The sequence below is a fragment of the Ruegeria sp. CF4 genome (assembly GCF_056537345.1).
The window spans coordinates 35,491-56,260 of the sequence record NZ_JBQFRJ010000017.1 but is presented as its reverse complement, the minus strand read 5'-3'; the positions used below and the strand labels follow the sequence as shown (position 1 = coordinate 56,260).

The following is a 20,770-nucleotide window of genomic DNA, read 5'->3' as shown; positions in this document are numbered from 1 at the left end:
CCGCGCAAAGCGCGGCGCCGGGCCCAACCAGAGGAGATGTCTCATCAGAGACATTAACGATGGGCGGGAGGTCTTGCTCTTTAGTCTAAGTGACTCAGTCACCCAGCTTGGCGTGAATCTCGTCCAGATCGATCTCACCTACCGGCATCTTATTGGCCGGGTTTTCGAAATCGTATTTAAACAGTTCGAAATCTTGTTTGTAGATTTCATAGACCAGGTGCATGGACAGATCGTCAAAATAATCCTCGACCGGATGCGCGCGTTTGGGTCCGTGACCTTCGGATTCATTAAAGCGCGGAATCTCGGACAGGGTCACCGGGTGTGCGGTCTTGAGGTTGTCCAGAACACCCTGCATCCCATCATTGAACTTCTCGGTCCAGAAAATCCGGTCATAGCGCCCGCCATTTGCAATCAGGGTTGAGACATGGCCGGACATGGCGGACCAGTGAATATCCGGCTCCATCGGGCGACGCCAACGGATGGTATCCCGCGCGAAAAGAAGAAATCGGCGGAAACTGGCGATCTGATCGAACTCACCCTTACCGTCTTCGCCGCCCACTTCGATCCCGTAATTGTAAATCAGCGTTGGCACCAGATTACCGCGATAGCGTTTACCGTTGCGCTGAATGCCGCAGATCTTGTCGAAGAACGAGCTCAGGATGCGGGTATATGGGTTTCGCACACAGGTAAACGTATAGGATTCATGTGATCGCACGTTGCGCGAGATCGGGTCCTGGCTGGCCCCAAAAGCCCATTTGTGCATCCCGTCCTTGGCGTCATGGATATCACCACCAAAAAACCGACCGTGATCCGAATAATACATGATCTGGCCAATGGTCGAGCAGGCGCATTTCGGCACCACGCGGTACACCATGCTCTGGCTTTCGGTCATCCATGTTCCGGGAAAACCCATCTGCTGCGCCTCCTTGGCCGGATATCGGAGTGATACTTCGGCGGTATTGGCCCAAAGAACCAAAAATATTCTGTTTATTCAATCGCTCATCCTCAGTATCACGGTCGCGAACGGTAGAAACGGGGAATAGCGAAACGCAAATGGCAAAGATTGCCTATATCTTGCTATGTCACAAAGACCCTGACGCGATCATTGATCAGGCCGGGCAGCTGACGGCGGCGGGGGATTGCATGGCGATCCATTTCGACGCCCGCGCCAGTGAGGCAGCCTATACGCGCATCCGCGACGCATTGAGGGACAACCCGAACGTTACCTTCGCCCGCAAACGGATAAAGTGCGGCTGGGGGGAGTGGTCGCTTGTCCAGGCCACGCTGAATGCGCTGCAAGCCGCAGTGGAGGCCTTCCCACGTGCCACCCATTTCTACATGCTTTCGGGCGATTGCATGGCGATCAAGACAGCGGAGTACGCGCATCGCTTTCTCGACGAGTGTGATATGGATTTCATCGAAAGCCATGACTTCTTTGAAAGCAACTGGATCAAGACCGGCATGAAAGAGGACCGGCTGATCTATCGTCATTATTTCAACGAACGCACGCAATCGCGCCTGTTCTACGCGTCATATGAAACCCAAAAGCGGTTTGGCCTGACGCGCGAAATCCCCGCTGACCTGCAGATCATGATCGGCAGCCAATGGTGGTGTCTGCGCCGCCGCACGGTTGAGATGATCCTTGATTTCCTGCGCCAGCGCCGCGATGTGATCCGGTTCTTCTCGACCACCTGGATCCCGGACGAAACCTTTTTTCAAACCCTTGTCCGCCACCTGATCCCAAGGCAAGAGATCGACAATCGGACGCTGACGTTCCTGATGTTTTCGGACTACGGGATGCCCGTGACTTTCTATAACGATCACTATGACATGCTGCTGGGCCAGGATTATCTGTTCGCGCGCAAGATCAGCGCTGAAGCGCATGAGTTGAAACAGCGGCTGGGTCAGCTCTATGCCAGTGAAGGGGTCGCATTCGATATCTCGGATGAAGGGCGCAACCTCTATCATTTCCTCACGGGGCGTGGGCGGGTTGGGCGGCGTTTTGGCCAACGCTTCTGGGAAGCGGGAAATACGCTAGGTCCAAACCGTCAGGTGCTTCTGATCGTTTGTAAGAAATGGCACGTAGCCAAGCGCCTGGTTGATCAGATCGCGTCTGAGACCAACACGCCCTGTATTGAATACATCTTTGATGAGCAAGAGACAGCACTGCCCGACCTTGGGGGTATCGAAACTACTTTGAAGAAACGCGCGCGTCATCGGCGTGCGGTGATGCGGATGTTGTTCGATCATTTTGGAGACAACAGGCTGGTGCTCTGCCTCGATCCGGCCAATCTGGATGCAATTCAGGATTTCTGCTCTGATCAGGCGGACACGCGCATACTGGAAATCGACTGCAACTATTCCGACGCATATCTGAAGGGTCACGCCCATCGTGTCGGGCTGGCCGGGCAGAATAGCTCGGACGACACTTTGGGGCGATTGCTACCAACGCTGCGCAATGCTCTGGCCTTCGAATCCGAACAGATCCGGGGCACGCAAAATGACGGGCTGTTTTATCTGCGAGAGTCTGCAAATCGCGCCGAAAACGAGGCGGTCATTGCCAAGTTTCTTGACCTTGAACCGGGTCAGGCACATGCGGTGATGCAGTTGGATTATCTGTTTGCAGATTAGGTCCGGCGGCGCACCAAACACCGCCGGAGACCTGGCTCAGATATCGAACTTGACTCCTTGCGCCAGCGGCAGTTCAGCCGAGTAGTTCACCGTGTTGGTCTGACGCCGCATATAGGACTTCCACGCGTCCGAGCCGCTCTCGCGCCCGCCGCCAGTTTCCTTTTCACCGCCAAACGCCCCACCGATCTCGGCCCCCGACGGGCCGATATTGACGTTGGCAATGCCGCAATCCGAACCTGCAGCCGTCAGGAATTGTTCCGCCTCGCGCATATTCAGCGTGAACACGCAAGAGGACAGGCCTTGCGGCACGTCGTTCTGAATCTCAATCGCCTCGGCAAAGTCGTCATAGCCCATGACATAGAGGATCGGTGCAAAGGTTTCGGTCTTCACTGTTGCGGTCTGGCCCGGCATCTCCACGATGGCCGGTTGCATGTAGACACCACCCGGCACGCCTTCGGTCACGCGATTGCCGCCGAACACGCTTCCGCCTTCAGCCCTGGCAGCCTCAAGGGCGGCACTCATGGCATTGCCCGAGGCTTCATCCACCAGCGGGCCAATCAACGTGCCCTCGGTCAACGGGTTGCCAATCGGCAGATCGGCATAGGCTTTCTTCAGACGCGCAACCAGTTCCTTGCGGATCGAGTTGTGCACGATCAGGCGACGCAATGTAGTGCAGCGCTGACCTGCTGTCCCAACGGCCGAGAATACAATCGCACGCACAGCCATTTCCAGATCGGCTGAGGGGCCCACGATCATCGCATTGTTACCGCCCAGCTCAAGGATGCATTTACCAAAGCGCTGCGCCACAATCGGCGCAACCGCGCGACCCATACGTGTCGAACCTGTGGCTGAGATAACCGGAACATCCTCACTGGCAACCAGTGCCTCACCCAAATCAGCACCTCCGATCAGGGTCTGCAAAAGACCCTCGGGTGCATCGCCAAAGCGGGCCAAAGCGCGCTCAAAGATCTTCTGGCAGGCCATGGCGGTCAATGGTGTTTTCTCGGACGGCTTCCAGATCACCGGATCACCACAGACCAGAGCCAACGCGGCGTTCCACGACCATACGGCGACGGGGAAGTTGAAGGCAGAAATCACGCCCACCGGTCCCGCCGGATGCCATGTTTCCATCATCCGGTGGCCCGGGCGCTCAGATGCAATCGTCAAACCGTAAAGCTGCCGTGACAGACCAACTGCGAAGTCGCAGATGTCGATCATCTCCTGCACTTCGCCAAGACCTTCCGAAGTGATCTTGCCAGCCTCCCAACTGACAAGCGCGCCGAGGTCGTCTTTGGCGGCGCGCAGCTCTTCCCCAAGCAAGCGGATCAGCTCGCCCCGGCGCGGTGCAGGTACCACGCGCCATGCCTTGAACGCTGCTATCGAACGATCAAAGATGGCCTCCATCTCGGATACCGGTGTTTCATGCACTTCAGCCAGTAGGCTGCCATCGATCGGAGAGGTTACGCGCAATGCGCCCCCTGTCAGCTCTGCCGCGGTCAAGTCCAGTTTCGCAAGAGTAGCTTCAGCAGTCATCACAACATCTTTCATATCTCAGGCCGCCTTGTTCTGTTCGGTAACGTCACCGGCGCGATAGAGCCGGCCAAATTCGGTGTTCAGGAAATCGGCAAGCTTCACCTGCTCTTGCCGGACGAAGCCTTTCAAGGGCAGCACACCCACCCGCATCAGATCGACGACACCCAGTACACCCGCCGCTGTAGTAATCTGGATCGCGCTCCAGACCTGCCCATCTATGGTGCGGGCGAAGGATTTGTTGATCAGGGATTTCTCGCGCAGCGTACCATCAACCATCCCTTTGGCGGTGCAATAGACCAGTACGACATCCTGATCGGTACGCGGTAGGGCCGTTTCGAAAATCTCTTTCAACAGATCGCGACGACGCCCAAGCCCCAGATCGTTCAACAAGAGGCGCAGAATATCGCGATGCCCCGGATACCGGATCGAGCGGTAAGACACGGCGCGCGCCTTGTCTTCCAACGTCTCCGGTAATGTGCCCAGACCACCCGAAGTGTTGAAACATTCATACTCCACGCCGTCATGGCCAATCAGTTCATAATCTTCGAGCGGCGCAGTTTTCGTCCGCTCTCCATTCACGATAGCATCGCAGGGGTTGCAGTATTCGTTAATCAACCCGTCCGTTGACCAGGTGAGATTGTATTTAAGAGCATTCGTCGGATAGAGCGGCAATGCACCGACTCGCATATGCAGGCTGTCGATCTCATCAAACTCAGATGCCAGGGCCGCGCCCGCAATCCCGACAAATCCGGGGGCCAAACCACATTGCGGCATGAATGCAGTTTCGCTGTTACGCGCCAGATCCCGCACCGCATTTGTGGCGGCCACGTCCTCGGTCAGGTCGAAGTAATGCGCACCAACCGCCTTGGCTGCACCTGCAATCGCAGGGGTCAGGAAAAACGGAGCCGCTGAAATAACGGCATCAAACCCTGCAAGTGCCCGTTCGAGCGCCACGCTATCCGTTGCATCGATCTGTCGGGTGGGAATGCCGCGCTTCTTGAATGCGGACAAAGCGGACAGATCATGATCTGCGACCGTTACCGAATAATGCGCCGACGATTTCAGCAGGGTGGCGATCATCTGACCGATCTTTCCTGCCCCGACGATACAAACATTCCAGTTCAAAACGCGCCTCCATCTTTTCGTTTGCTTCAAGTATGAGGCACGGTTTGTTCGAGCTGCAGGATGTATCTTGACGAAAATGTCGTTGATTTCGTCAATTAATCGTCAGTTCCGACAATATGTCGTATCTGCAAATTGCGCATGTTTTCTGAACGTAGAAACTACGGTCCAAGCCTTTCGTGCAGCACCGACATCAGGATAGAACAGACCAACTGCCCTTTTACGGACGCTACATACTCACCATGAGCCGAACACTTCTGGTTACGACCGTAAAGAACGAAGGTCCAAACATACTCGAGTGGGTGGCCTATCATCGTTTGATCGGCTTTACGGATATCCATGTGTATCAGAACGATTCCACTGACGAGACGCAGAAGACCCTGCGTACGTTAAATCGGCTGGGCATAATCCAGTACTTCAGAAATGCAGCACCGAACCAGCAATGGCAGAACCGTGCTTATAGACGTTCTGCTCTATCGCCTGAATACCAGGAGTGCCAATGGTGTATGGCCCTGGATGGTGACGAATTTCTCAATATCCAGGCAGGCGACGGCACGCTTTCAGCGCTTTTTGATGCGGTCGGGGATGCGTTCGACGAAATGGCAATCAACTGGCGACTTTTTGGTGACTGCGCCGAAACCGAATTGTCGCCAGACCTTGTGATAAGCCGCTTCTTCATGGCCGAGGACGAAAATCTGATCAATGAGCGGTGGCGTGGGGTCAAGACTCTGTTTCGCACCAGCGCTTTTGAGCGACCCGGCATTCATCGTGCCAAGACCCCTCTCATAGAAGCCCCGCGTCGGATCAACGGATCAGGCTTGCAGCAAGGGCTATTCCGCGAATTGGGCTGGCGCGCACTCGACCCTCAGAAACGCGCGGTGGCGCAAGTCAATCATTATGCGGTTCGTGATCTTTCAAGCTTTCTGCTGAAATCCGCCCGCGGCAGCGCCTCGCATCCCGATCGAAAGGTCCAGATGCAATACTGGAAAAGAATGTCGTTTAATGATCAGGAAGATCGCTCTATACAGCGCTGGGTTGGCCCGGTACAGGATGAGATGCAGCGATTGAACCAACTGTCCAATGGCAGGCTGTTCCTCTTGCGAAAGAAATCTCTGAGACTGTGGCGCAGGCAGTTGAAAGAAGTCCTGAAGGCTCCGGGAATCCAGCAGCTACGGCAAGAGCTCCTCGCGCTTGGAACGCGGCAGGCCCAAACATAGAGTGAATTCGATGGTCGCCCCCGTTTCAGGTATCGGACAAAGAGAGGGCTGAAACAAAAAAGGGCCGTTCCATTTGGAACGACCCCTTTGCTCACTGTCTCTGTATCAGAGGATCAGGCGGCCAGAGCTGCCTGAGCTTTGGCCACGATCGCGCCGAACGCTTCCGGTTCGTGCACGGCCAGGTCGGCCAGAACTTTGCGGTCCACTTCGATACCGGCCAGGTTCAGGCCGTTGATGAAGCGGGAATATGTCAGAGCCTCGTCATGCGAACGGACAGCAGCGTTGATACGCTGAATCCACAGCGCGCGGAAGTTGCGCTTGCGGTTCTTACGGTCGCGGGTTGCATACTGGTTGGCCTTGTCGACGGCCTGACGGGCAACCTTGAAGGTGCTCTTGCGGCGACCATAGTAACCTTTGGCGGCCTTGATGACCTTCTTGTGACGGGCGTGAGTTACGGTTCCACCTTTAACGCGGGACATCTTCTAATCTCCTCTTAGCGGTCGTAGGGCATGTAGCCCTTGACGATCTTGGCGTCGGGGGCGGACAGGGTGGTGTTGCCACGGGCGTCGCGGATGAATTTCTTGGTCCGCTTGATCATGCCGTGCCGTTTGCCGGCCTGGCCAGCAAGGACCTTACCGGTCGCAGTCACCTTAAAGCGCTTCTTGGCGCTCGACTTGGTCTTCATCTTAGGCATTTCCGTCTCCTTTTCCGGGTTCGGTTTCAGACGCGACTCGGCATGCCATCTCGGCCGGTCACGCGATCAGAAGCGCCATTTACGCAAGTTCGGTCATACTGGCAAGGGGGTTTGGCCCAGATTCTGCGCTTTTCGCATCGGGTCAGGCACCGGGGCCGCGCGGGGCCGCCCCGGTGGAATGGTTTAGTGGCCGAATTTGCGGATTTCTCCGGTCTTCAGCCGTTCTGCGTAAGAGGCCAGCTCCTGCCGCACCACTTTCATCAGGAAGTAGAGCGCGAAGACGTTCACAACCGCCATCGCAAAGATCGCCGCATCCGAGAAGTCGATGACCGGGCCAAGGTTGGCCGCCGCACCGATAACAACGAAGATGCAGAAGATGATCTTGAACACCAGTTCCTTGGTGTGGCCTTCGCCGAACAGGTAGGTCCAGGCCTTCAGGCCGTAGTAGGACCAGCTGATCATGGTCGAGAAGGCAAACAGGACCACGGCAATCGCCAGAATGAACGGGAACCAGCTGAATGCGCTGCCGAACGCCGCCGATGTCAGGCTGACACCAGTATTGCCGTCAACGGTTGCAATCGCGTTGCCTGCTTCGTTCAGCATGTAGTTGCCAGTTGCCGGATCGATAATCAGCTGTTGCGTGATGATGATCACCAGCGCGGTCATGGTACAAATCACAACCGTATCGATGAACGGCTCCAGCAGAGACACAAAGCCTTCGGTAATCGGTTCCTTCGTCCGCACTGCCGAGTGTGCGATGGCCGCAGAACCAACGCCCGCTTCGTTCGAGAACGCCGCACGGCGGAAGCCCTGAATCAGCGCGCCGACCATACCGCCGGCGACACCAAGCCCGGTGAAGGCACCTGCGAAGATCTGGCCGAAGGCCCAACCGATCTGGTCTGCATGCATGATAATGATGACCAACGCCGCCGCCACATACATGACACCCATGAACGGCACGACTTTTTCAGTCACCCGTGCGATGGATTTCAGGCCACCAACGATCACGGCAAAGACGATACCTGCAAAGACCAGACCGGTGATCCAGCCCGGATAATCTCCGACAATACCCGCAATCTGCTGATGCGCCTGATTGGCCTGGAACATATTGCCCCCGCCCAGCGCGCCAAGGATACAGAAGATCGAGAACAGAATGGCCAGAATCTTACCGCCCGGCAGGCCCAGTTCGTCGAACCCTTTGGACATGTAATACATCGGACCACCGGAAACGGTGCCGTCCTCGTATTCATTACGGTATTTCACGCCCAGCGTACATTCAGTGAATTTCGACGCCATGCCCAGCAGACCCGCGACGATCATCCAGAAAGTCGCACCCGGACCACCAATCCCGACGGCAACCGCCACACCGGCGATATTCCCGAGACCGACCGTACCAGACAGAGCCGTGGCAAGCGCCTGAAAGTGACTAACCTCACCCGCATCATTGGGGTCAGAATAATCGCCTTTCACGAGGCTGATCGCATGCCCGAAGAAGCGCAGCTGAACAAAGGCAAAATACAGCGTGAACACGGTTGCCGCGATCACCAGCCAACCCACAATCCACGGGAACCCGGTGCCCGGGAACGGAGCAAAGATAAAGCTGACGAACGGCCCTGTGAAATCGGCAAAGGCCTGATTGATCTTGTCGTCCAACCCAACCGCTTCCTGAGCGGCGGCAGGACCTGCGGCCAGAGCGGTAAGCGCGGCCAGACCCAGTTTGTTCTGAATATTCATCATCATCTCTCCCCTCAGTTCACGACCGTGACGGGAACGTCGGCGTGCATGACAAGGTTCTGGGTCGAACTACCAAACAGGCGTTTCTTGAATCCATCCGCCGAGGCCCGGCCTACAACGATCTGAGTGCCGCCGTTTTCAACCGTGATTGCGTTCAACGTTTCCGCCACATCTCCGTGACGGACGATGCCGCGCGCCTCGAACCCTGCAGCCTTCAGCGCTTCGACCGCTGGCTCAATGATCCGCGACGTGGCCAACGCCACCTCTTCTTCACGCCGCTTGTGGCGCAACGCGTTTTCTTCCGGTGTCTGGAATGTGAAAGGAGACCATTCGATGACATAAACCGCCAGAAGCTCGCATGATCCGATGAGCCCTGCCAGATCTTTGGCAAAGGTGATCGCGCGTTCTCCGGTTTCTGTCCCGTCCAGCCCTATGACAATTTTCGTTGTCATGCCGTTCCTCCGTTATTGTTGATTTGGCCGGGACCCTCGCTCCCGGCAGGGCAGCCGGAACCTGGAACTTGTTTGAGTAGACTGCCCTAGGGGCGAGTATCCCTAAAAAACACGGAAAAACAGAGAGATAATTGCCGAGCACAACCCGAAATCAAATATACTATTGATAAATAAGTATATTTTTTGCCTAATAATTAGACATACACGGAATTGTCGAACTGAAAGTTAGCCTGCGGACCCGAGCTCAACCCGGGTCCGTATTGTAGATCAGCCGCTCATCGCAAGGCGCAATGCGCAGAATATTGGTGGTGCCGGGCACGTTGAACGGGACACCGGCAGTGACCACGATCTGATCAACTTCTGATGCAAATCCCGCGGCGCGCGCGGCACGAGCAGCGCTGACCACGGCACCTTTGAAGCGCTCCAGTTCGGGCGTCATGACACAGTGGCACCCCCAGCTGAGGCACAGGCGACGCGCCGTTCCAGTGGCCGGGGTCATCGCGATGATCGGCACGCCGGGACGTTCACGCGCGGTCAGCAAGGCGGTCGTGCCGCTTTGGGTGAAACAGCAAATCGCCTTGATATCGGTCTTCTCGGCAATCTCACGTGCGGCGGCAACGATCCCGTCCGCGACCGTCGTGCCCTTCGCCGTGCGCGAGGCGGCGATAATCTGGGTGTAGGTCGGATCGGCCTCAACCTCGATCGCCACCTTGTTCATGGTCTGAACGGCCTCGATCGGATAGGCACCGGCTGCCGATTCCGCGCTGAGCATAATTGCGTCCGTGCCCTCGTAGATCGCGGTGGCGACATCCGAGACCTCGGCTCGCGTGGGCATTGGGCTTTCGATCATGCTCTCCAGCATCTGCGTGGCCACGATCACCGGCTTGGCGGCACTGCGGCATCTGCGGACCAGACGCTTCTGAATTGGCGGCACGGCAGAGACCGGAAGCTCGACCCCTAGATCGCCGCGTGCAACCATGATCCCGTCCGAGGCGTCAAGAATGTCGTCAAACGCCTCGACCGCAGCTGGTTTTTCAATCTTTGACAGGATCGACGCACGGCCATCGGCCAGCGCACGCGCCTCGAAAACGTCCTTGGCGCGTTGCACAAAACTAAGCGCCAGCCAGTCCACACCCAGCTGGCATACAAATTCCAGGTCGTCCCGGTCCTTGGCCGAAAGCGCCGCCAAGGGCAGCACCACGTCCGGGACGTTCACACCCTTACGGTTCGAGATCGTGCCACCGACCTCAACGGTACAATTGGCAAAATTCTGACCACACTCCCGAACGATCAGGCGAATCTTGCCGTCGTTGACCAGCAGCCGCGCGCCAACCTCCAGCGCGGCAAAAATTTCGGGGTGCGGCAGACAGACACGACCGGCATCACCAGGTGCCGGATCAAGATCCAGCCGAAAGGTCGCGCCCTCTTCCAACTCTTCGGCATTATTGGCGAACACACCAACGCGCAGTTTGGGCCCCTGAAGGTCGGCCAGAATTGCGATCGGGCTGTCCAGGTCCTTTTCCACCTGCCGAATGATGCGGTGGCGTTCGCGAATCTCATCGTGGCTGCCGTGGCTCATGTTCAGTCGAAACACATCCGCCCCGGCCTCGTGCAGGGCGCGGATCATGTCATAGTCATTGGACGCTGGCCCCAGCGTCGCCACGATCTTCACGTTTCTCAGGCGTCGCATCGATCAAGTTCTCCTCAAACGTCCAAATGTTACCGCAAACAGTTCTCAGGCTGCTTATTGCGCAATTCCCTTTCCGAAGCAACTGTCCTACACCTGCGGCAAACAAGATGACAGGTTCATGACATACTCTCCGTTTTTCGTTCACGGCGCGGATCGCCCGTCGCGCTGGCTGATTACCTGCGATCACGCAACCAACATGGTGCCGCCGGATATCAATGGCGGTGACCTCGGCCTGCCGCGTGAAGATATGGAACGCCACATCGCCTATGATGTAGGGGCCTACGAGGTTTCGAAGCATCTGGGAGAGATCCTGAACGCCCCAGTCATCGCAGCCAACTTCTCGCGCCTTGTGATTGACCCCAACCGTGGCGAAGACGACCCAACCCTGCTGATGAAGCTGTATGACGGCTCGATTATCCCGGGAAACCGTCACGCCAATGCGACTGAGCGCGAACTGCGTTTGAACATGTGTTACCGGCCCTATCACACCGCACTGGCTGAACTGGCAGCTCTGCCGCATGCGGTGATCGTGTCGATGCATTCTTTCACCCGCCAATTGCGCGGCCGAGAACCGCGCCCCTGGCATATCGGCGTTCTTCACACCCCGGATGAACGTTTCTCACGCCCGTTGATCAACCGGCTTGAGACCGAGGGCGATCTGTGCGTCGGCATCAACGAGCCCTATACCGGCACGCTGCCGGGTGACGCGATCGACAAGCACTGCACCACTTTTGGCCGCCCCAACGCACTGATCGAGTTGCGCAACGACTTGATTGCAGATCACGACGGACAGCGGCACTGGGCCGAACGGCTTGCGGTTGTTCTGCAGGATGCACTATCGGAAAGCGGGCTGTGACATAGGGACGCCTCGGGTCGCTTTCACGACTAACGACATTGTGAGCTCTGGCACCGATACACATATATTGGACGAAAGGAGGCGATCATGACGCAGGAATTCCTGACCACCGTCTTCGGCTGGATGACAGTCCTTAACATCGGCGTGTTGCTGTTCAGCACACTAATGGTTGTGGCCTTGCAGGATTGGATTGCCGGTATACACGGCAGAATGTTCCAAATGGAAAAGCACGACGTGAAGCGCGCATATTTCCGGTATCTTGCCAATTTCAAGATCCTGACGATCACATTCAGCCTGATGCCGTGGATCGCACTTAAACTGGCGTAATATCCAGAACTATTGTCCCGGTGGGCTCATACGCCTTTCGTTTCATTGTAACATGGCCGCCGGATTGCTAGGTCAGGCTTAGCAAACAAACCTTCGGAGCCAGAACATGGACAAGCAAACCGAAATCGAACTTCAGGCGGCTGCCTTTCGTCGGCTGCAGAAACATCTGATGGAAGACCGCACCGATGTGCAGAACATCGATCTGATGAATCTGGCCGGGTTCTGCCGAAACTGCCTGTCGCGCTGGTATCAGGAAGCGGCCAATGAAAAGGGCATCGAGATCGGCAAGGATGAGGCGCGCGAGATCTTCTATGGCATGACCATGGATGAGTGGAAGGCCAATTATCAGACCGAAGCCAGCGCCGAGAAACAGGCCGCTTTCAAGGTCGCCTTTGAAGAGAATGTGGGGAAACAGGGCTGAGCCCTAACGATCAGCGGCGTAAAGCCCGCCCTGCGCCTTCGCGCCCTACTGTCGAACGAAAAAGGCCTGCCGCATTCCTTGCGGCAGGCCTTTTCCAGAACCGGTTCAAACAGCGGCTTTCAGACTCTCTTCCAGATAAATCTCGCGCAACCGCTTTGCGATGGGACCTGGCGTGCCTTCGCCGAGCGTCTCGCCATCAATTTCGACGACTGGCATCACAAATGTCGAAGCCGAAGTGACAAAGGCCTCTTCCGCCTGTTTCGCCTCATCAATGGTGAACAGACGCTCTTCGACCACCATCTGTGCCTCGGCCGCCATGCGCAAAACCGCTTTACGGGTGATGCCATGCAGAATGTCATTCGACAGCGGGCGCGTAACGATCTTGCCGTCTTTGACGAAGTAGGCGTTGTTCGAGGTGCCCTCGGTCACATAGCCGTCTTCGATCATCCAGGCATCGTCAGCCCCAGCCTTCTTTGCCATCATCTTGCCCAGTGACGGATAGAGCAGCTGGGTTGTTTTGATGTCGCGGCGACCCCAGCGGATATCGTCAATCGAAATGACACGGATCCCTTTCTGCGCCGCCGGGCTGTTGGCCAAGCCAGGCTTGTTCTGCGTAAACAGAACCAGCGTCGGTTTGGTATCATCCGAGGGGAAGACGAAATCCCGGTCACCGTCGCTGCCGCGTGTGACCTGAAGATAGATCAGGCCTTCGTCGATCTCATTGAGTTCGACCAGCTTGCGATGGATGTCCAGCAGCGCGTCTTTGCTGCAGGGCGCTGCCATATCCAGTTCGTCGAGCGAACGCTTCAGGCGCACCGCGTGGCCGTCGAAATCGATCAGCTTGCCGCCCAGAACGCTGGTCACTTCGTAAACAGCGTCAGCCATCAGAAAGCCCCGGTCAAAAATCGAGACCGTGGCCTCGGTCTCGGGCAGGTATTCGCCATTCACGTAAACGGTGCGGGTCATGTCATTTCCTCTTCGTCTCCGGGCTTCGCCCGTTTCCCGGGTGTCCGTCACCCCCAGAGCGCTGCCTTTGGCGGATGCACCCCGGCATCATCGAATGTCAGCGGGTTAGCTCGGTCTTCGGCCAACAGAAGCGGCCCGTCAAGGTCTGTTACCATCGCACCCTGCGCCAACAAGGTCGCAGGCGCCATCGCCAGAGAGCTGCCGACCATGCACCCGACCATCACGCGATACCCCTCGGCCAGCGCAGCCTTGCGCAATTCAAGCGCTTCGGTCAGGCCTCCGGTTTTGTCCAGCTTGATGTTCACGACGTCGTACTTACCCTTCAGCGCGGGCAGGCTGGCGCGGTCATGGCAGGATTCATCCGCACAAACGGGGACCGGGCGCTCCATTCCGATCAGGGCCTCGTCTTCTCCGGCTGGCAAAGGTTGCTCAACCAAGGCCACCCCCAGTCGCACCAGATGCGGCGCAAGATCGGCATAAACTGCAGCCGACCAACCTTCGTTGGCGTCCACAATGATCCGTGCCTTTGGCGCACCCGCACGCACCGCTTCAAGCCGCGGCATGTCATCAGGTGTTCCAAGCTTGATCTTCAACAAAGGACGATGCGCATTCTGCGCGGCCTGCGCCTGCATGGCTTCGGGCGTATCCAGCGACAGAGTATAGGCCGTTATCTCGGGCCCCGGCACCGGTAATCCGGCCAGATCCCATACCCGTTTGCCCGCGCGCTTGGCCTCAAGATCCCACAGCGCACAATCCACCGCATTGCGTGCGGCCCCTGCGGGCAGAAGCTCCATCAGCGCGTGCCGCGAAAACTCACCGGGCAGACCGGCAATCTCGGCCTCAACAGAATCCAAAGTCTCGTCATAACGGGCATAAGGCACGCATTCACCCCACCCTTGATAAGTCCCGTCCGTAATCCGAACGGTCAACACCTGCGCCTCGGTTCGTGAGCCACGCGAAATGGTAAACACCTGCGCCAGCCGAAACACATCGCGAGAGACTTCAACCTGCACGCGCCAGCTCCTTCATCTTTTCCCAAATATGCGACGGTTGCGAACATTGCCCGCCACCCGCGTGTCCTTCAGATCACATCTCGGCCAGTGCGTCGACCAGCTTGCCCGAGCCAAAGCGGAACGGGTCTGTTGCAGGCAGGCCCATATCCGCCTCGATCTGCGCAAGATAGGCCGATGCGTCTTCTTCGCTCATGTGCTGAGTATTCACCGAGACACCAACAACCTGACAGTCGGGGTTGGCAACACGCGCGAGGTTGAGCGCCGTATCACGCAGCGCCTCCAGTGAGGGTTGTTGGTAGCCGGGCAAACCCCGCATATGTTCACGGGTTGGTTCGTGCGATAGAATCAGCGCGTCCGGTTGCCCACCATGGATCAGGGCCATGGTCACACCCGAATAAGAGACGTGGAACAACGATCCCTGCCCCTCGATCAGATCCCAGTGATCTTCGTCATTGTCCGGCGTTAGCCATTCTACCGAACCCGCCATGAAATCAGCAACCACCGCATCCAGAGGCACACCATCGCCGGTAATCAGAATACCGGTCTGCCCCGTCGCGCGGAAGGTTGCCTTCATTCCGCGCTTGCGCATCTCGGCTTCCATCGCCATGGCCGTATACATCTTGCCGACCGAGCAATCGGTGCCCACGGCAAGACAGCGCTTGCCGGTACGTTTGACGCCATTTGCGATCGGATAGTCGACTTCGGGCACCCGCACATCATGCAGCTTGCGCCCGGTGGCCTCGGCCACAGCAACAAGATCGGGCTCATCGCGCAGAAGATTGTGCAGGCCCGAAGCCAGATCGAAACCTTCTTCCAACGCCATGACCAGAACCTTTTTCCAATCCTGGCTGATCACCCCGCCCCGGTTGGCCACACCGATGACCAGGGTCTTGGCCCCCGCTTCGCGCGCTTCAACCAGATCCATGTCTTTGAGACCAAGATCCGCCTTGCAGCCATCCATCCTGTACTGACCTACAGCGTTTTCAGGCCGCCAGTCCTTGATCCCAACGGCAACCTTGGCCGCCAGTTGGTCGGGCGCATCCCCCAAAAACAACAGATATGGTGTCTCGATCATCGCGCAGCACTCCTTTGATTCCGAGCCAAATTAGAGAACCAATTTGGCGAGCGTTTCTCGAATTCTCCTTACAACAGAGATATTCATGCAAAAATTTTGCAGATATGATCTCAACTCAGCAAGATTCTTCGAAGTTTTTAAAGTGATCAAACTTTAAGCACTCATTTCAGCACACTTCGCGACCGTTGCTGCACGCGCATTGCCGCAGATGCACAATCGCGCTTGCGCGCCGTTGCGCAATTTAATATCCCATCATAACGAGAGAACGCAATTTCATTACTCACGCGAGGTCCAGATGAGTTTCCGCATCCAACCCCCCGCCCCGGCGCGGCCCAACCGCTGCCAGCTGTTTGGCCCCGGCTCGAACACCAAACTGTTCCCCAAGATGGCGGCATCGGCTGCGGATGTCATCAATCTCGATCTCGAGGACTCGGTGGCTCCGTCAGATAAGGATACGGCCCGCGCCAATGTCATCGAGGCGCTGAACAGCGTGGACTGGGGCACTAAGTACATGTCCGTCCGTATCAACGGTCTGGACACACCCTATTGGTACCGCGATGTGGTGGATGTGCTGGAACAAGCGGGCGACCGGCTGGATCAAATCATGATCCCAAAGGTGGGCTGCGCCGCCGATGTCTATGCTGTGGACGCGTTGGTCACGGCCATCGAGCACGCCAAAGGCCGAACCAAACCAATCTCATTCGAGGTTATCATCGAATCTGCGGCGGGTCTGGCGCATGTGGAAGAAATCGCCGCATCCTCTCCACGCCTGCAGGCGATGAGCCTTGGCGCTGCGGATTTCGCCGCTTCGATGGGCATGCAAACCACCGGCATCGGTGGCACGCAGGAAAACTACTACATGCTGCGAGAGGGCGAAAAGCACTGGTCCGATCCCTGGCACTGGGCGCAAGCCGCGATCGTCGCCGCCTGCCGTACCCATGGCGTGCTTCCGGTCGATGGACCTTTTGGCGACTTTTCGGACGACGAAGGCTATATCGCTCAGGCAAAACGTTCCGCGACGCTGGGTATGGTCGGCAAATGGGCCATTCATCCCAAACAGATTGCGTTGGCCAATCAGGTGTTCACGCCTTCAGAGGAAGCCGTCACTGAGGCGCGCGAAATCCTTGCGGCCATGGAACAGGCCAAAGCCAACGGTGAAGGCGCAACCGTTTACAAAGGCCGTCTTGTCGACATTGCCTCGATCAAACAGGCCGAAGTAATCGTGGCACAGTCGGACCTGATCACAGCCGGAGGCTGACAAAAAGATCGGCGCCCGAAAGGGCGCCTCATCTGAGTTATGATCGTGGTTCAGCGCCCAAAAACGTCGTTGGGTGTCCAGGTAAAGCGTTCGCCCTGCTTGCCCCACTTCATCATCAGGCACGAGGTGCCATATTTCTGAAAATACTTTATTTTCACGGGATACCAACCTGCCTGCGGTACCTCGACCTCGGTGCGCTGGTTGGCCTCACACCCCTGGCGCCCGTTTACATAGCCGATTTGCTGACCACCGATCCAGGCATCAACACCGTCATTTGACCATGTTTCAAGTTCGTAGACCCCCGCCGCGTCAAACCTGATATAGCCTGTAATGTCCGCTGCTACATTGAAGGCTTCATTGAAGGTCAGCACCGGATCGCCCTCGTTGGTGTCCCGGTAATCAAGGCCTCGCAGCGGCTGACCTGGCTTTGCTTTCTTCAGCAACTGGTCAACTTTGCCAAAATTCTGAATCTTGCGAGGCGGGTTTCCCTCCCACGCATATTTTACGTTTAACCCAGACTTCGGGCTCGGTTGCGGATTGGCTGGCTTCAGCTTCAACGGCGCTGCAAAGCAACCACCGGCGAACACGGCCATGGTAGCGGCAAGCGCCCCGGTCCTGAGAAAGGTCATCTTTATCTCCCTGAATTCGCGCCGATCCCCCTGCCGACGACGTATTTATGATGACTCTATGGTGTGAAATTCGACCCGGCAAGGTGGTTAAACTTCACAAAATAGCCCCTAGGCGCGCCTGTCTTTGGGGGAATCCATAACCACATAAGACGTGATTGAGGTCACATGGGGCAATGTGCCCAGCACCTCGGTATGGAAGGCTTTGTAGGTCGGCAGATCGGCGCACTCCACCCGCAGCAGGTATTCGATCGTACCGGTGATATTGTGACACTCGACCACTTCCGGGGCCCGGTGAAGCGCTTTTTCAAACCCTTCCTGAGCGGCTTTTGTGTGCTCTCCCAACCCCACGCCGATATAGGCGACGAAGCCAACACCCAAGGCCGAAGGGTTGAGCACTGCGCGATAACCAGCGATCACGCCGGTCCGTTCCAGTTCCTGTACGCGTCGCAGGCACGCCGACGGGGACAGGCCGACACGCTCAGCCAGCTCCAGATTGCTGATGCGCCCATCCTCAGAAAGCTCGCGCAATATTCGATGGTTTATTTCATCTATATTCACCATTTATTGCTAAATTTGCACCCAAACGCACAAAAACGCAATTACATTTGCCCACTTTGGCGAGATTATACCAAGCATGACCTACGACATCCTGTTGGCTTTGATTGCATTTGCTTTCGTCTCGTCGATTACGCCGGGGCCTAACAATCTGATGCTTATGGCGTCAGGTGCCAATTTCGGCTTTCGCCGAACCGTCCCGCATATGCTGGGCATTGGGCTGGGCTTTACGTTCATGGTGCTGCTGGTCGGGGCCGGGCTGGTGCAGGTCTTCAATCGGTTCCCCGTCAGCTATACGCTGCTCAAGATCGCATCGGTCCTGTACCTGCTGTATCTCGCATGGAAGATCGCCCACGCCGCCCCGGCGCAAAGAGGGGCTGCTTCGGGTAGGCCGATGACCTTCTTGCAAGCGGCGGCCTTTCAGTGGGTCAATCCCAAAGCCTGGGCGATGGCGCTGACGGCGACCACAGCCTACACGCCCGGCCACACGATCACAGCCATCGTAATCGTCGCGCTCGTGTTTGGCGCGGTCAATCTGCCATCGGTCAGCGTCTGGACAGTGCTCGGCCAACAGATGGCGCGGATTCTGACCAATCCGCGCCGGTTGTTGGTGTTCAACTGGGCGATGGCGGGGCTTCTTGTGGCCTCGCTGTATCCGGTGCTGTGGCCTTGATCTATTTCAGCGGCAGGCAGATCTCGGTCAGCAAGTCCTCGGGTGCAGTTTCGCGCGGATCGTTCAGGTAAATCTCGTAACAGGGCTGATCCGCCGGTTCCTCTCCGGACTCAGGCAGCCAATTACCGAACAAACTATGGTAAGCGGCCTGAAGCCCTGAATATGGACCTTTGAAGGTCAACACTGCCGTGTTCCCGCCAGCAATGGTCAGGCTCTCCATGCCCTCGGGCGTTGTGTCACCCCTGAACTCAGCCCCGGCATAACTGCGCAGGTCCTGCTCGGGAACATCATCTGGACTGTCGAAATACATGCCAATCATCGGGCCAATCTGGGGCCACAGCTGACGGGATTCGCACAAGGCGCTGAACGCTTCAAAGCTTTCGCCGATTTCGGTATAGGCACCCTTATGCGGCAGGGCAACGATGCGACGGGTGGGTTCTATACGTGTACTAATGGGATGCATTGGATAATCTCCGATCTTGAACCGTGGGTTAACTGGCAAAAACTGACCGGCACTGCGAAAGGCAGCGGGGCTTTTGCCGTAGGCCTCGGAAAAGGCCCGCGCAAAAGAATTCAGGTTGGGATAGCCGATGTCGGACGCGATCTTGCCCAAGGGCTCGTCGGTCTGAACCAGCCAACACGCGGCACGATGCAGCCTGATCCGACGCACCGCCTGCGCACAGGTTTCACCCGTGATGGCACGAAACACCCGGTGCCAGTGGAACCGCGACATGGCGGCCACATCGGCCAGAGTGTCCAGCGACAGATCCCCTGCAGGGTTGCCATGGATATAGGCCAATACGCGCAGAACGCGATCTTCATAGCTGGTGGCCATGGGCTTTCTTCCTACTTCCTCGCCTTCTCGGAAGTCGCATATTATCGATCCACAAGTCTTGCTGAGTTGCATCCGGGCCGACCTTTAGTCATATAGCAGGGAACTTCCGCGTTGAGAGGCGTCATGACCCAGTATCTGGATTTCGAAAAACCCCTGGCCGAGATCGAAGGCAAGGCCGAGGAATTGCGCGCGCTGGCCCGTGCCAATGAAGAGATGGATGTGACCGAAGAGGCCGCAGCACTGGATGCCAAGGCCGCCAAGCTGCTGGATGAGCTTTACGCCGATCTGACCCCATGGCGGAAATGCCAGGTGGCGCGCCACCCCGAACGGCCCCATTGTCAGGACTATGTCAAAGAGCTGTTTACCGAGTTCACGCCGCTGGCCGGGGACCGGAACTTCGCCGACGATCTGGCCGTGATCGGCGGTCTGGCCCGGTTCAACGACCAGCCAGTCATGGTGATCGGCCATGAAAAGGGCAGTGACACCAAATCGCGGATCGAACGTAATTTTGGCATGGCCCGCCCCGAAGGTTATCGCAAGGCCGTGCGATTGATGGAAATGGCTGGCCGCTTTGGCCTGCCGGTGATCACTCTGATCGACACAGCCGGGGCCTATCCCGGAAAAGGGGCCGAGGAGCGTGGCCAATCTGAGGCCATCGCGCGCTCGACCGAGATGTGTCTGAAGATCGGGGTGCCTCTGGTCTCGGTCATCATCGGCGAAGGTGGCTCGGGCGGCGCGGTCGCATTCGCCACCGCGAACCGCGTGGCGATGCTGGAGCACTCGGTCTACTCGGTGATTTCACCCGAAGGCTGCGCCTCGATCCTGTGGAAAGACGCCGAGAAGATGCGCGAAGCCGCCGAGGCGCTGCGCCTGACCGCGCAAGACCTCTACAAGCTTGGTGTATGTGACCGGATCATCACCGAACCCAAAGGCGGTGCGCATCGCGATCGCCCCGCGACGGTCGAGTCGGTGCGTTCGGCCATCACCGCAATGCTGAAAGAGCTAGACGGCAAAGATGCGGCGGCCCTGATCAAGGACCGCCGACAGAAATTCCTCGATATCGGCTCTAAAGGCCTAGCGGCGTAAGCC

General features: G+C 57.3%; 22 protein-coding genes. 8 read left to right on the top strand and 14 right to left on the bottom strand.

Features of this window, described 5'->3' with window-relative positions; all coding sequences use genetic code 11:
• Positions 1-94 precede the first annotated feature (94 nt).
• Positions 95-913 carry a sulfotransferase family protein gene (locus tag ACR0NF_RS21175; RefSeq protein WP_480778906.1) on the bottom strand — a complete coding sequence of 273 codons (819 nt, stop codon included), beginning with the start codon at positions 911-913 and terminating at the stop codon, positions 95-97.
• Positions 914-1,053: 140 nt separating this feature from the next.
• On the opposite strand from ACR0NF_RS21175, the gene ACR0NF_RS21170 reads away from it, so the two are divergent.
• On the top strand, positions 1,054-2,631 hold the full coding sequence (locus tag ACR0NF_RS21170; protein ID WP_480778905.1) for a DUF5928 domain-containing protein: 1,578 nt from the start codon (positions 1,054-1,056) through the stop codon (positions 2,629-2,631).
• Between the two features lie 36 nt (positions 2,632-2,667).
• Here the strand turns inward: ACR0NF_RS21170 and amaB are convergent, their stop codons facing one another.
• Positions 2,668-4,179: an L-piperidine-6-carboxylate dehydrogenase gene (gene amaB / locus ACR0NF_RS21165; protein ID WP_480778904.1), complete on the bottom strand. Its 1,512-nt coding sequence runs from the start codon at positions 4,177-4,179 to the stop codon at positions 2,668-2,670.
• 3 nt (positions 4,180-4,182) lie between these two features.
• Positions 4,183-5,289, bottom strand: a complete 1,107-nt coding sequence (locus tag ACR0NF_RS21160) for a saccharopine dehydrogenase family protein (RefSeq protein ID WP_480778903.1) — start codon at positions 5,287-5,289, stop codon at positions 4,183-4,185.
• A gap of 239 nt (positions 5,290-5,528) precedes the next feature.
• On the opposite strand from ACR0NF_RS21160, the gene ACR0NF_RS21155 reads away from it, so the two are divergent.
• Positions 5,529-6,503 carry a glycosyltransferase family 2 protein gene (locus ACR0NF_RS21155; protein ID WP_480778908.1) on the top strand — a complete coding sequence of 325 codons (975 nt, stop codon included), beginning with the start codon at positions 5,529-5,531 and terminating at the stop codon, positions 6,501-6,503.
• Positions 6,504-6,616: 113 nt separating this feature from the next.
• Here ACR0NF_RS21155 and rplT read toward each other — a convergent pair whose 3' ends face one another.
• The 5 genes from rplT to pyk form a co-directional block, all read right to left on the bottom strand.
• Positions 6,617-6,982: a 50S ribosomal protein L20 gene (gene rplT, locus ACR0NF_RS21150; protein WP_008756009.1), complete on the bottom strand. Its 366-nt coding sequence runs from the start codon at positions 6,980-6,982 to the stop codon at positions 6,617-6,619.
• A gap of 14 nt (positions 6,983-6,996) precedes the next feature.
• Positions 6,997-7,197: a 50S ribosomal protein L35 gene (rpmI, locus tag ACR0NF_RS21145; RefSeq protein ID WP_010443552.1), complete on the bottom strand. Its 201-nt coding sequence runs from the start codon at positions 7,195-7,197 to the stop codon at positions 6,997-6,999.
• Positions 7,198-7,380: 183 nt separating this feature from the next.
• Complete coding sequence (locus tag ACR0NF_RS21140; protein WP_480778902.1) at positions 7,381-8,931, bottom strand: alanine/glycine:cation symporter family protein; 1,551 nt, start codon at positions 8,929-8,931, stop codon at positions 7,381-7,383.
• 14 nt (positions 8,932-8,945) lie between these two features.
• Positions 8,946-9,383: a universal stress protein gene (locus ACR0NF_RS21135; protein ID WP_480471183.1), complete on the bottom strand. Its 438-nt coding sequence runs from the start codon at positions 9,381-9,383 to the stop codon at positions 8,946-8,948.
• 244 nt (positions 9,384-9,627) lie between these two features.
• Positions 9,628-11,073: a pyruvate kinase gene (gene pyk / locus ACR0NF_RS21130; RefSeq protein ID WP_480778901.1), complete on the bottom strand. Its 1,446-nt coding sequence runs from the start codon at positions 11,071-11,073 to the stop codon at positions 9,628-9,630.
• Between the two features lie 118 nt (positions 11,074-11,191).
• Between pyk and ACR0NF_RS21125 the strand changes: the two genes are divergently transcribed.
• The 3 genes from ACR0NF_RS21125 (at position 11,192) to ACR0NF_RS21115 (ending at position 12,677) form a co-directional block, all read left to right on the top strand.
• On the top strand, positions 11,192-11,929 hold the full coding sequence (locus tag ACR0NF_RS21125; protein WP_480660023.1) for an N-formylglutamate amidohydrolase: 738 nt from the start codon (positions 11,192-11,194) through the stop codon (positions 11,927-11,929).
• An 87-nt stretch (positions 11,930-12,016) separates the two neighbouring features.
• Positions 12,017-12,256 carry a DUF6868 family protein gene (locus tag ACR0NF_RS21120; protein ID WP_480471186.1) on the top strand — a complete coding sequence of 80 codons (240 nt, stop codon included), beginning with the start codon at positions 12,017-12,019 and terminating at the stop codon, positions 12,254-12,256.
• 106 nt (positions 12,257-12,362) lie between these two features.
• Positions 12,363-12,677, top strand: a complete 315-nt coding sequence (locus ACR0NF_RS21115) for a DUF1244 domain-containing protein (RefSeq protein ID WP_480471187.1) — start codon at positions 12,363-12,365, stop codon at positions 12,675-12,677.
• Positions 12,678-12,782: 105 nt separating this feature from the next.
• On the opposite strand, the gene ACR0NF_RS21110 is transcribed toward ACR0NF_RS21115, so the two are convergent.
• The 3 genes from ACR0NF_RS21110 to dgcN all read right to left on the bottom strand — a co-directional run bounded on the left by ACR0NF_RS21110 (position 12,783) and on the right by dgcN (position 15,731).
• Positions 12,783-13,643, bottom strand: coding sequence for a D-amino-acid transaminase (locus ACR0NF_RS21110; RefSeq protein ID WP_480471188.1), 861 nt, complete (start codon positions 13,641-13,643; stop codon positions 12,783-12,785).
• A 47-nt stretch (positions 13,644-13,690) separates the two neighbouring features.
• Positions 13,691-14,656 carry an N-acetyl-D-Glu racemase DgcA gene (gene dgcA / locus ACR0NF_RS21105; RefSeq protein ID WP_480471189.1) on the bottom strand — a complete coding sequence of 322 codons (966 nt, stop codon included), beginning with the start codon at positions 14,654-14,656 and terminating at the stop codon, positions 13,691-13,693.
• A 73-nt stretch (positions 14,657-14,729) separates the two neighbouring features.
• Entirely contained in the window at positions 14,730-15,731 is a 1,002-nt protein-coding gene (dgcN, locus tag ACR0NF_RS21100) for an N-acetyltransferase DgcN (RefSeq protein WP_480471190.1), read from the bottom strand.
• 295 nt (positions 15,732-16,026) lie between these two features.
• On the opposite strand from dgcN, the gene ACR0NF_RS21095 reads away from it, so the two are divergent.
• Positions 16,027-16,989 carry an L-malyl-CoA/beta-methylmalyl-CoA lyase gene (locus ACR0NF_RS21095; RefSeq protein WP_480667158.1) on the top strand — a complete coding sequence of 321 codons (963 nt, stop codon included), beginning with the start codon at positions 16,027-16,029 and terminating at the stop codon, positions 16,987-16,989.
• A gap of 50 nt (positions 16,990-17,039) precedes the next feature.
• On the opposite strand, the gene ACR0NF_RS21090 is transcribed toward ACR0NF_RS21095, so the two are convergent.
• Both ACR0NF_RS21090 and ACR0NF_RS21085 read right to left on the bottom strand, forming a co-directional pair.
• On the bottom strand, positions 17,040-17,618 hold the full coding sequence (locus ACR0NF_RS21090) for a PA14 domain-containing protein (protein WP_480485055.1): 579 nt from the start codon (positions 17,616-17,618) through the stop codon (positions 17,040-17,042).
• Between the two features lie 108 nt (positions 17,619-17,726).
• Positions 17,727-18,179 carry an Lrp/AsnC family transcriptional regulator gene (locus ACR0NF_RS21085; RefSeq protein WP_480471193.1) on the bottom strand — a complete coding sequence of 151 codons (453 nt, stop codon included), beginning with the start codon at positions 18,177-18,179 and terminating at the stop codon, positions 17,727-17,729.
• A 73-nt stretch (positions 18,180-18,252) separates the two neighbouring features.
• On the opposite strand from ACR0NF_RS21085, the gene ACR0NF_RS21080 reads away from it, so the two are divergent.
• Positions 18,253-18,846: a LysE family translocator gene (locus ACR0NF_RS21080; RefSeq protein ID WP_480471194.1), complete on the top strand. Its 594-nt coding sequence runs from the start codon at positions 18,253-18,255 to the stop codon at positions 18,844-18,846.
• A 1-nt stretch (position 18,847) separates the two neighbouring features.
• Here ACR0NF_RS21080 and ACR0NF_RS21075 read toward each other — a convergent pair whose 3' ends face one another.
• Positions 18,848-19,681 (bottom strand): AraC family transcriptional regulator, encoded by an 834-nt coding sequence (locus ACR0NF_RS21075; RefSeq protein WP_480778900.1) that lies wholly within the window; start codon positions 19,679-19,681, stop codon positions 18,848-18,850.
• Positions 19,682-19,804: 123 nt separating this feature from the next.
• Between ACR0NF_RS21075 and ACR0NF_RS21070 the strand changes: the two genes are divergently transcribed.
• Positions 19,805-20,767, top strand: coding sequence for an acetyl-CoA carboxylase carboxyltransferase subunit alpha (locus ACR0NF_RS21070; RefSeq protein ID WP_480471196.1), 963 nt, complete (start codon positions 19,805-19,807; stop codon positions 20,765-20,767).
• Positions 20,768-20,770 lie beyond the last annotated feature (3 nt).

Bases quoted from the DNA above. Each gene is read 5' to 3' on its own strand.
- ACR0NF_RS21125 (WP_480660023.1), top strand. From the start codon at position 11,192: ATGACATACTCTCCGTTTTTCGTTCACGGCGCGGATCGCCCGTCGCGC.
- pyk (WP_480778901.1), bottom strand. From the start codon at position 11,073: ATGCGACGCCTGAGAAACGTGAAGATCGTGGCGACGCTGGGGCCAGCG.
- ACR0NF_RS21115 (WP_480471187.1), top strand. From the start codon at position 12,363: ATGGACAAGCAAACCGAAATCGAACTTCAGGCGGCTGCCTTTCGTCGG.
- ACR0NF_RS21140 (WP_480778902.1), bottom strand. From the start codon at position 8,931: ATGAATATTCAGAACAAACTGGGTCTGGCCGCGCTTACCGCTCTGGCC.
- ACR0NF_RS21075 (WP_480778900.1), bottom strand. From the start codon at position 19,681: ATGGCCACCAGCTATGAAGATCGCGTTCTGCGCGTATTGGCCTATATC.
- dgcN (WP_480471190.1), bottom strand. From the start codon at position 15,731: ATGATCGAGACACCATATCTGTTGTTTTTGGGGGATGCGCCCGACCAA.
- rplT (WP_008756009.1), bottom strand. From the start codon at position 6,982: ATGTCCCGCGTTAAAGGTGGAACCGTAACTCACGCCCGTCACAAGAAG.
- ACR0NF_RS21080 (WP_480471194.1), top strand. From the start codon at position 18,253: ATGACCTACGACATCCTGTTGGCTTTGATTGCATTTGCTTTCGTCTCG.
- ACR0NF_RS21170 (WP_480778905.1), top strand. From the start codon at position 1,054: ATGGCAAAGATTGCCTATATCTTGCTATGTCACAAAGACCCTGACGCG.
- rpmI (WP_010443552.1), bottom strand. From the start codon at position 7,197: ATGCCTAAGATGAAGACCAAGTCGAGCGCCAAGAAGCGCTTTAAGGTG.
- ACR0NF_RS21135 (WP_480471183.1), bottom strand. From the start codon at position 9,383: ATGACAACGAAAATTGTCATAGGGCTGGACGGGACAGAAACCGGAGAA.
- ACR0NF_RS21095 (WP_480667158.1), top strand. From the start codon at position 16,027: ATGAGTTTCCGCATCCAACCCCCCGCCCCGGCGCGGCCCAACCGCTGC.
- ACR0NF_RS21120 (WP_480471186.1), top strand. From the start codon at position 12,017: ATGACGCAGGAATTCCTGACCACCGTCTTCGGCTGGATGACAGTCCTT.
- ACR0NF_RS21070 (WP_480471196.1), top strand. From the start codon at position 19,805: ATGACCCAGTATCTGGATTTCGAAAAACCCCTGGCCGAGATCGAAGGC.
- ACR0NF_RS21085 (WP_480471193.1), bottom strand. From the start codon at position 18,179: ATGGTGAATATAGATGAAATAAACCATCGAATATTGCGCGAGCTTTCT.
- ACR0NF_RS21090 (WP_480485055.1), bottom strand. From the start codon at position 17,618: ATGACCTTTCTCAGGACCGGGGCGCTTGCCGCTACCATGGCCGTGTTC.
- ACR0NF_RS21175 (WP_480778906.1), bottom strand. From the start codon at position 913: ATGGGTTTTCCCGGAACATGGATGACCGAAAGCCAGAGCATGGTGTAC.
- ACR0NF_RS21155 (WP_480778908.1), top strand. From the start codon at position 5,529: ATGAGCCGAACACTTCTGGTTACGACCGTAAAGAACGAAGGTCCAAAC.
- ACR0NF_RS21110 (WP_480471188.1), bottom strand. From the start codon at position 13,643: ATGACCCGCACCGTTTACGTGAATGGCGAATACCTGCCCGAGACCGAG.
- amaB (WP_480778904.1), bottom strand. From the start codon at position 4,179: ATGAAAGATGTTGTGATGACTGCTGAAGCTACTCTTGCGAAACTGGAC.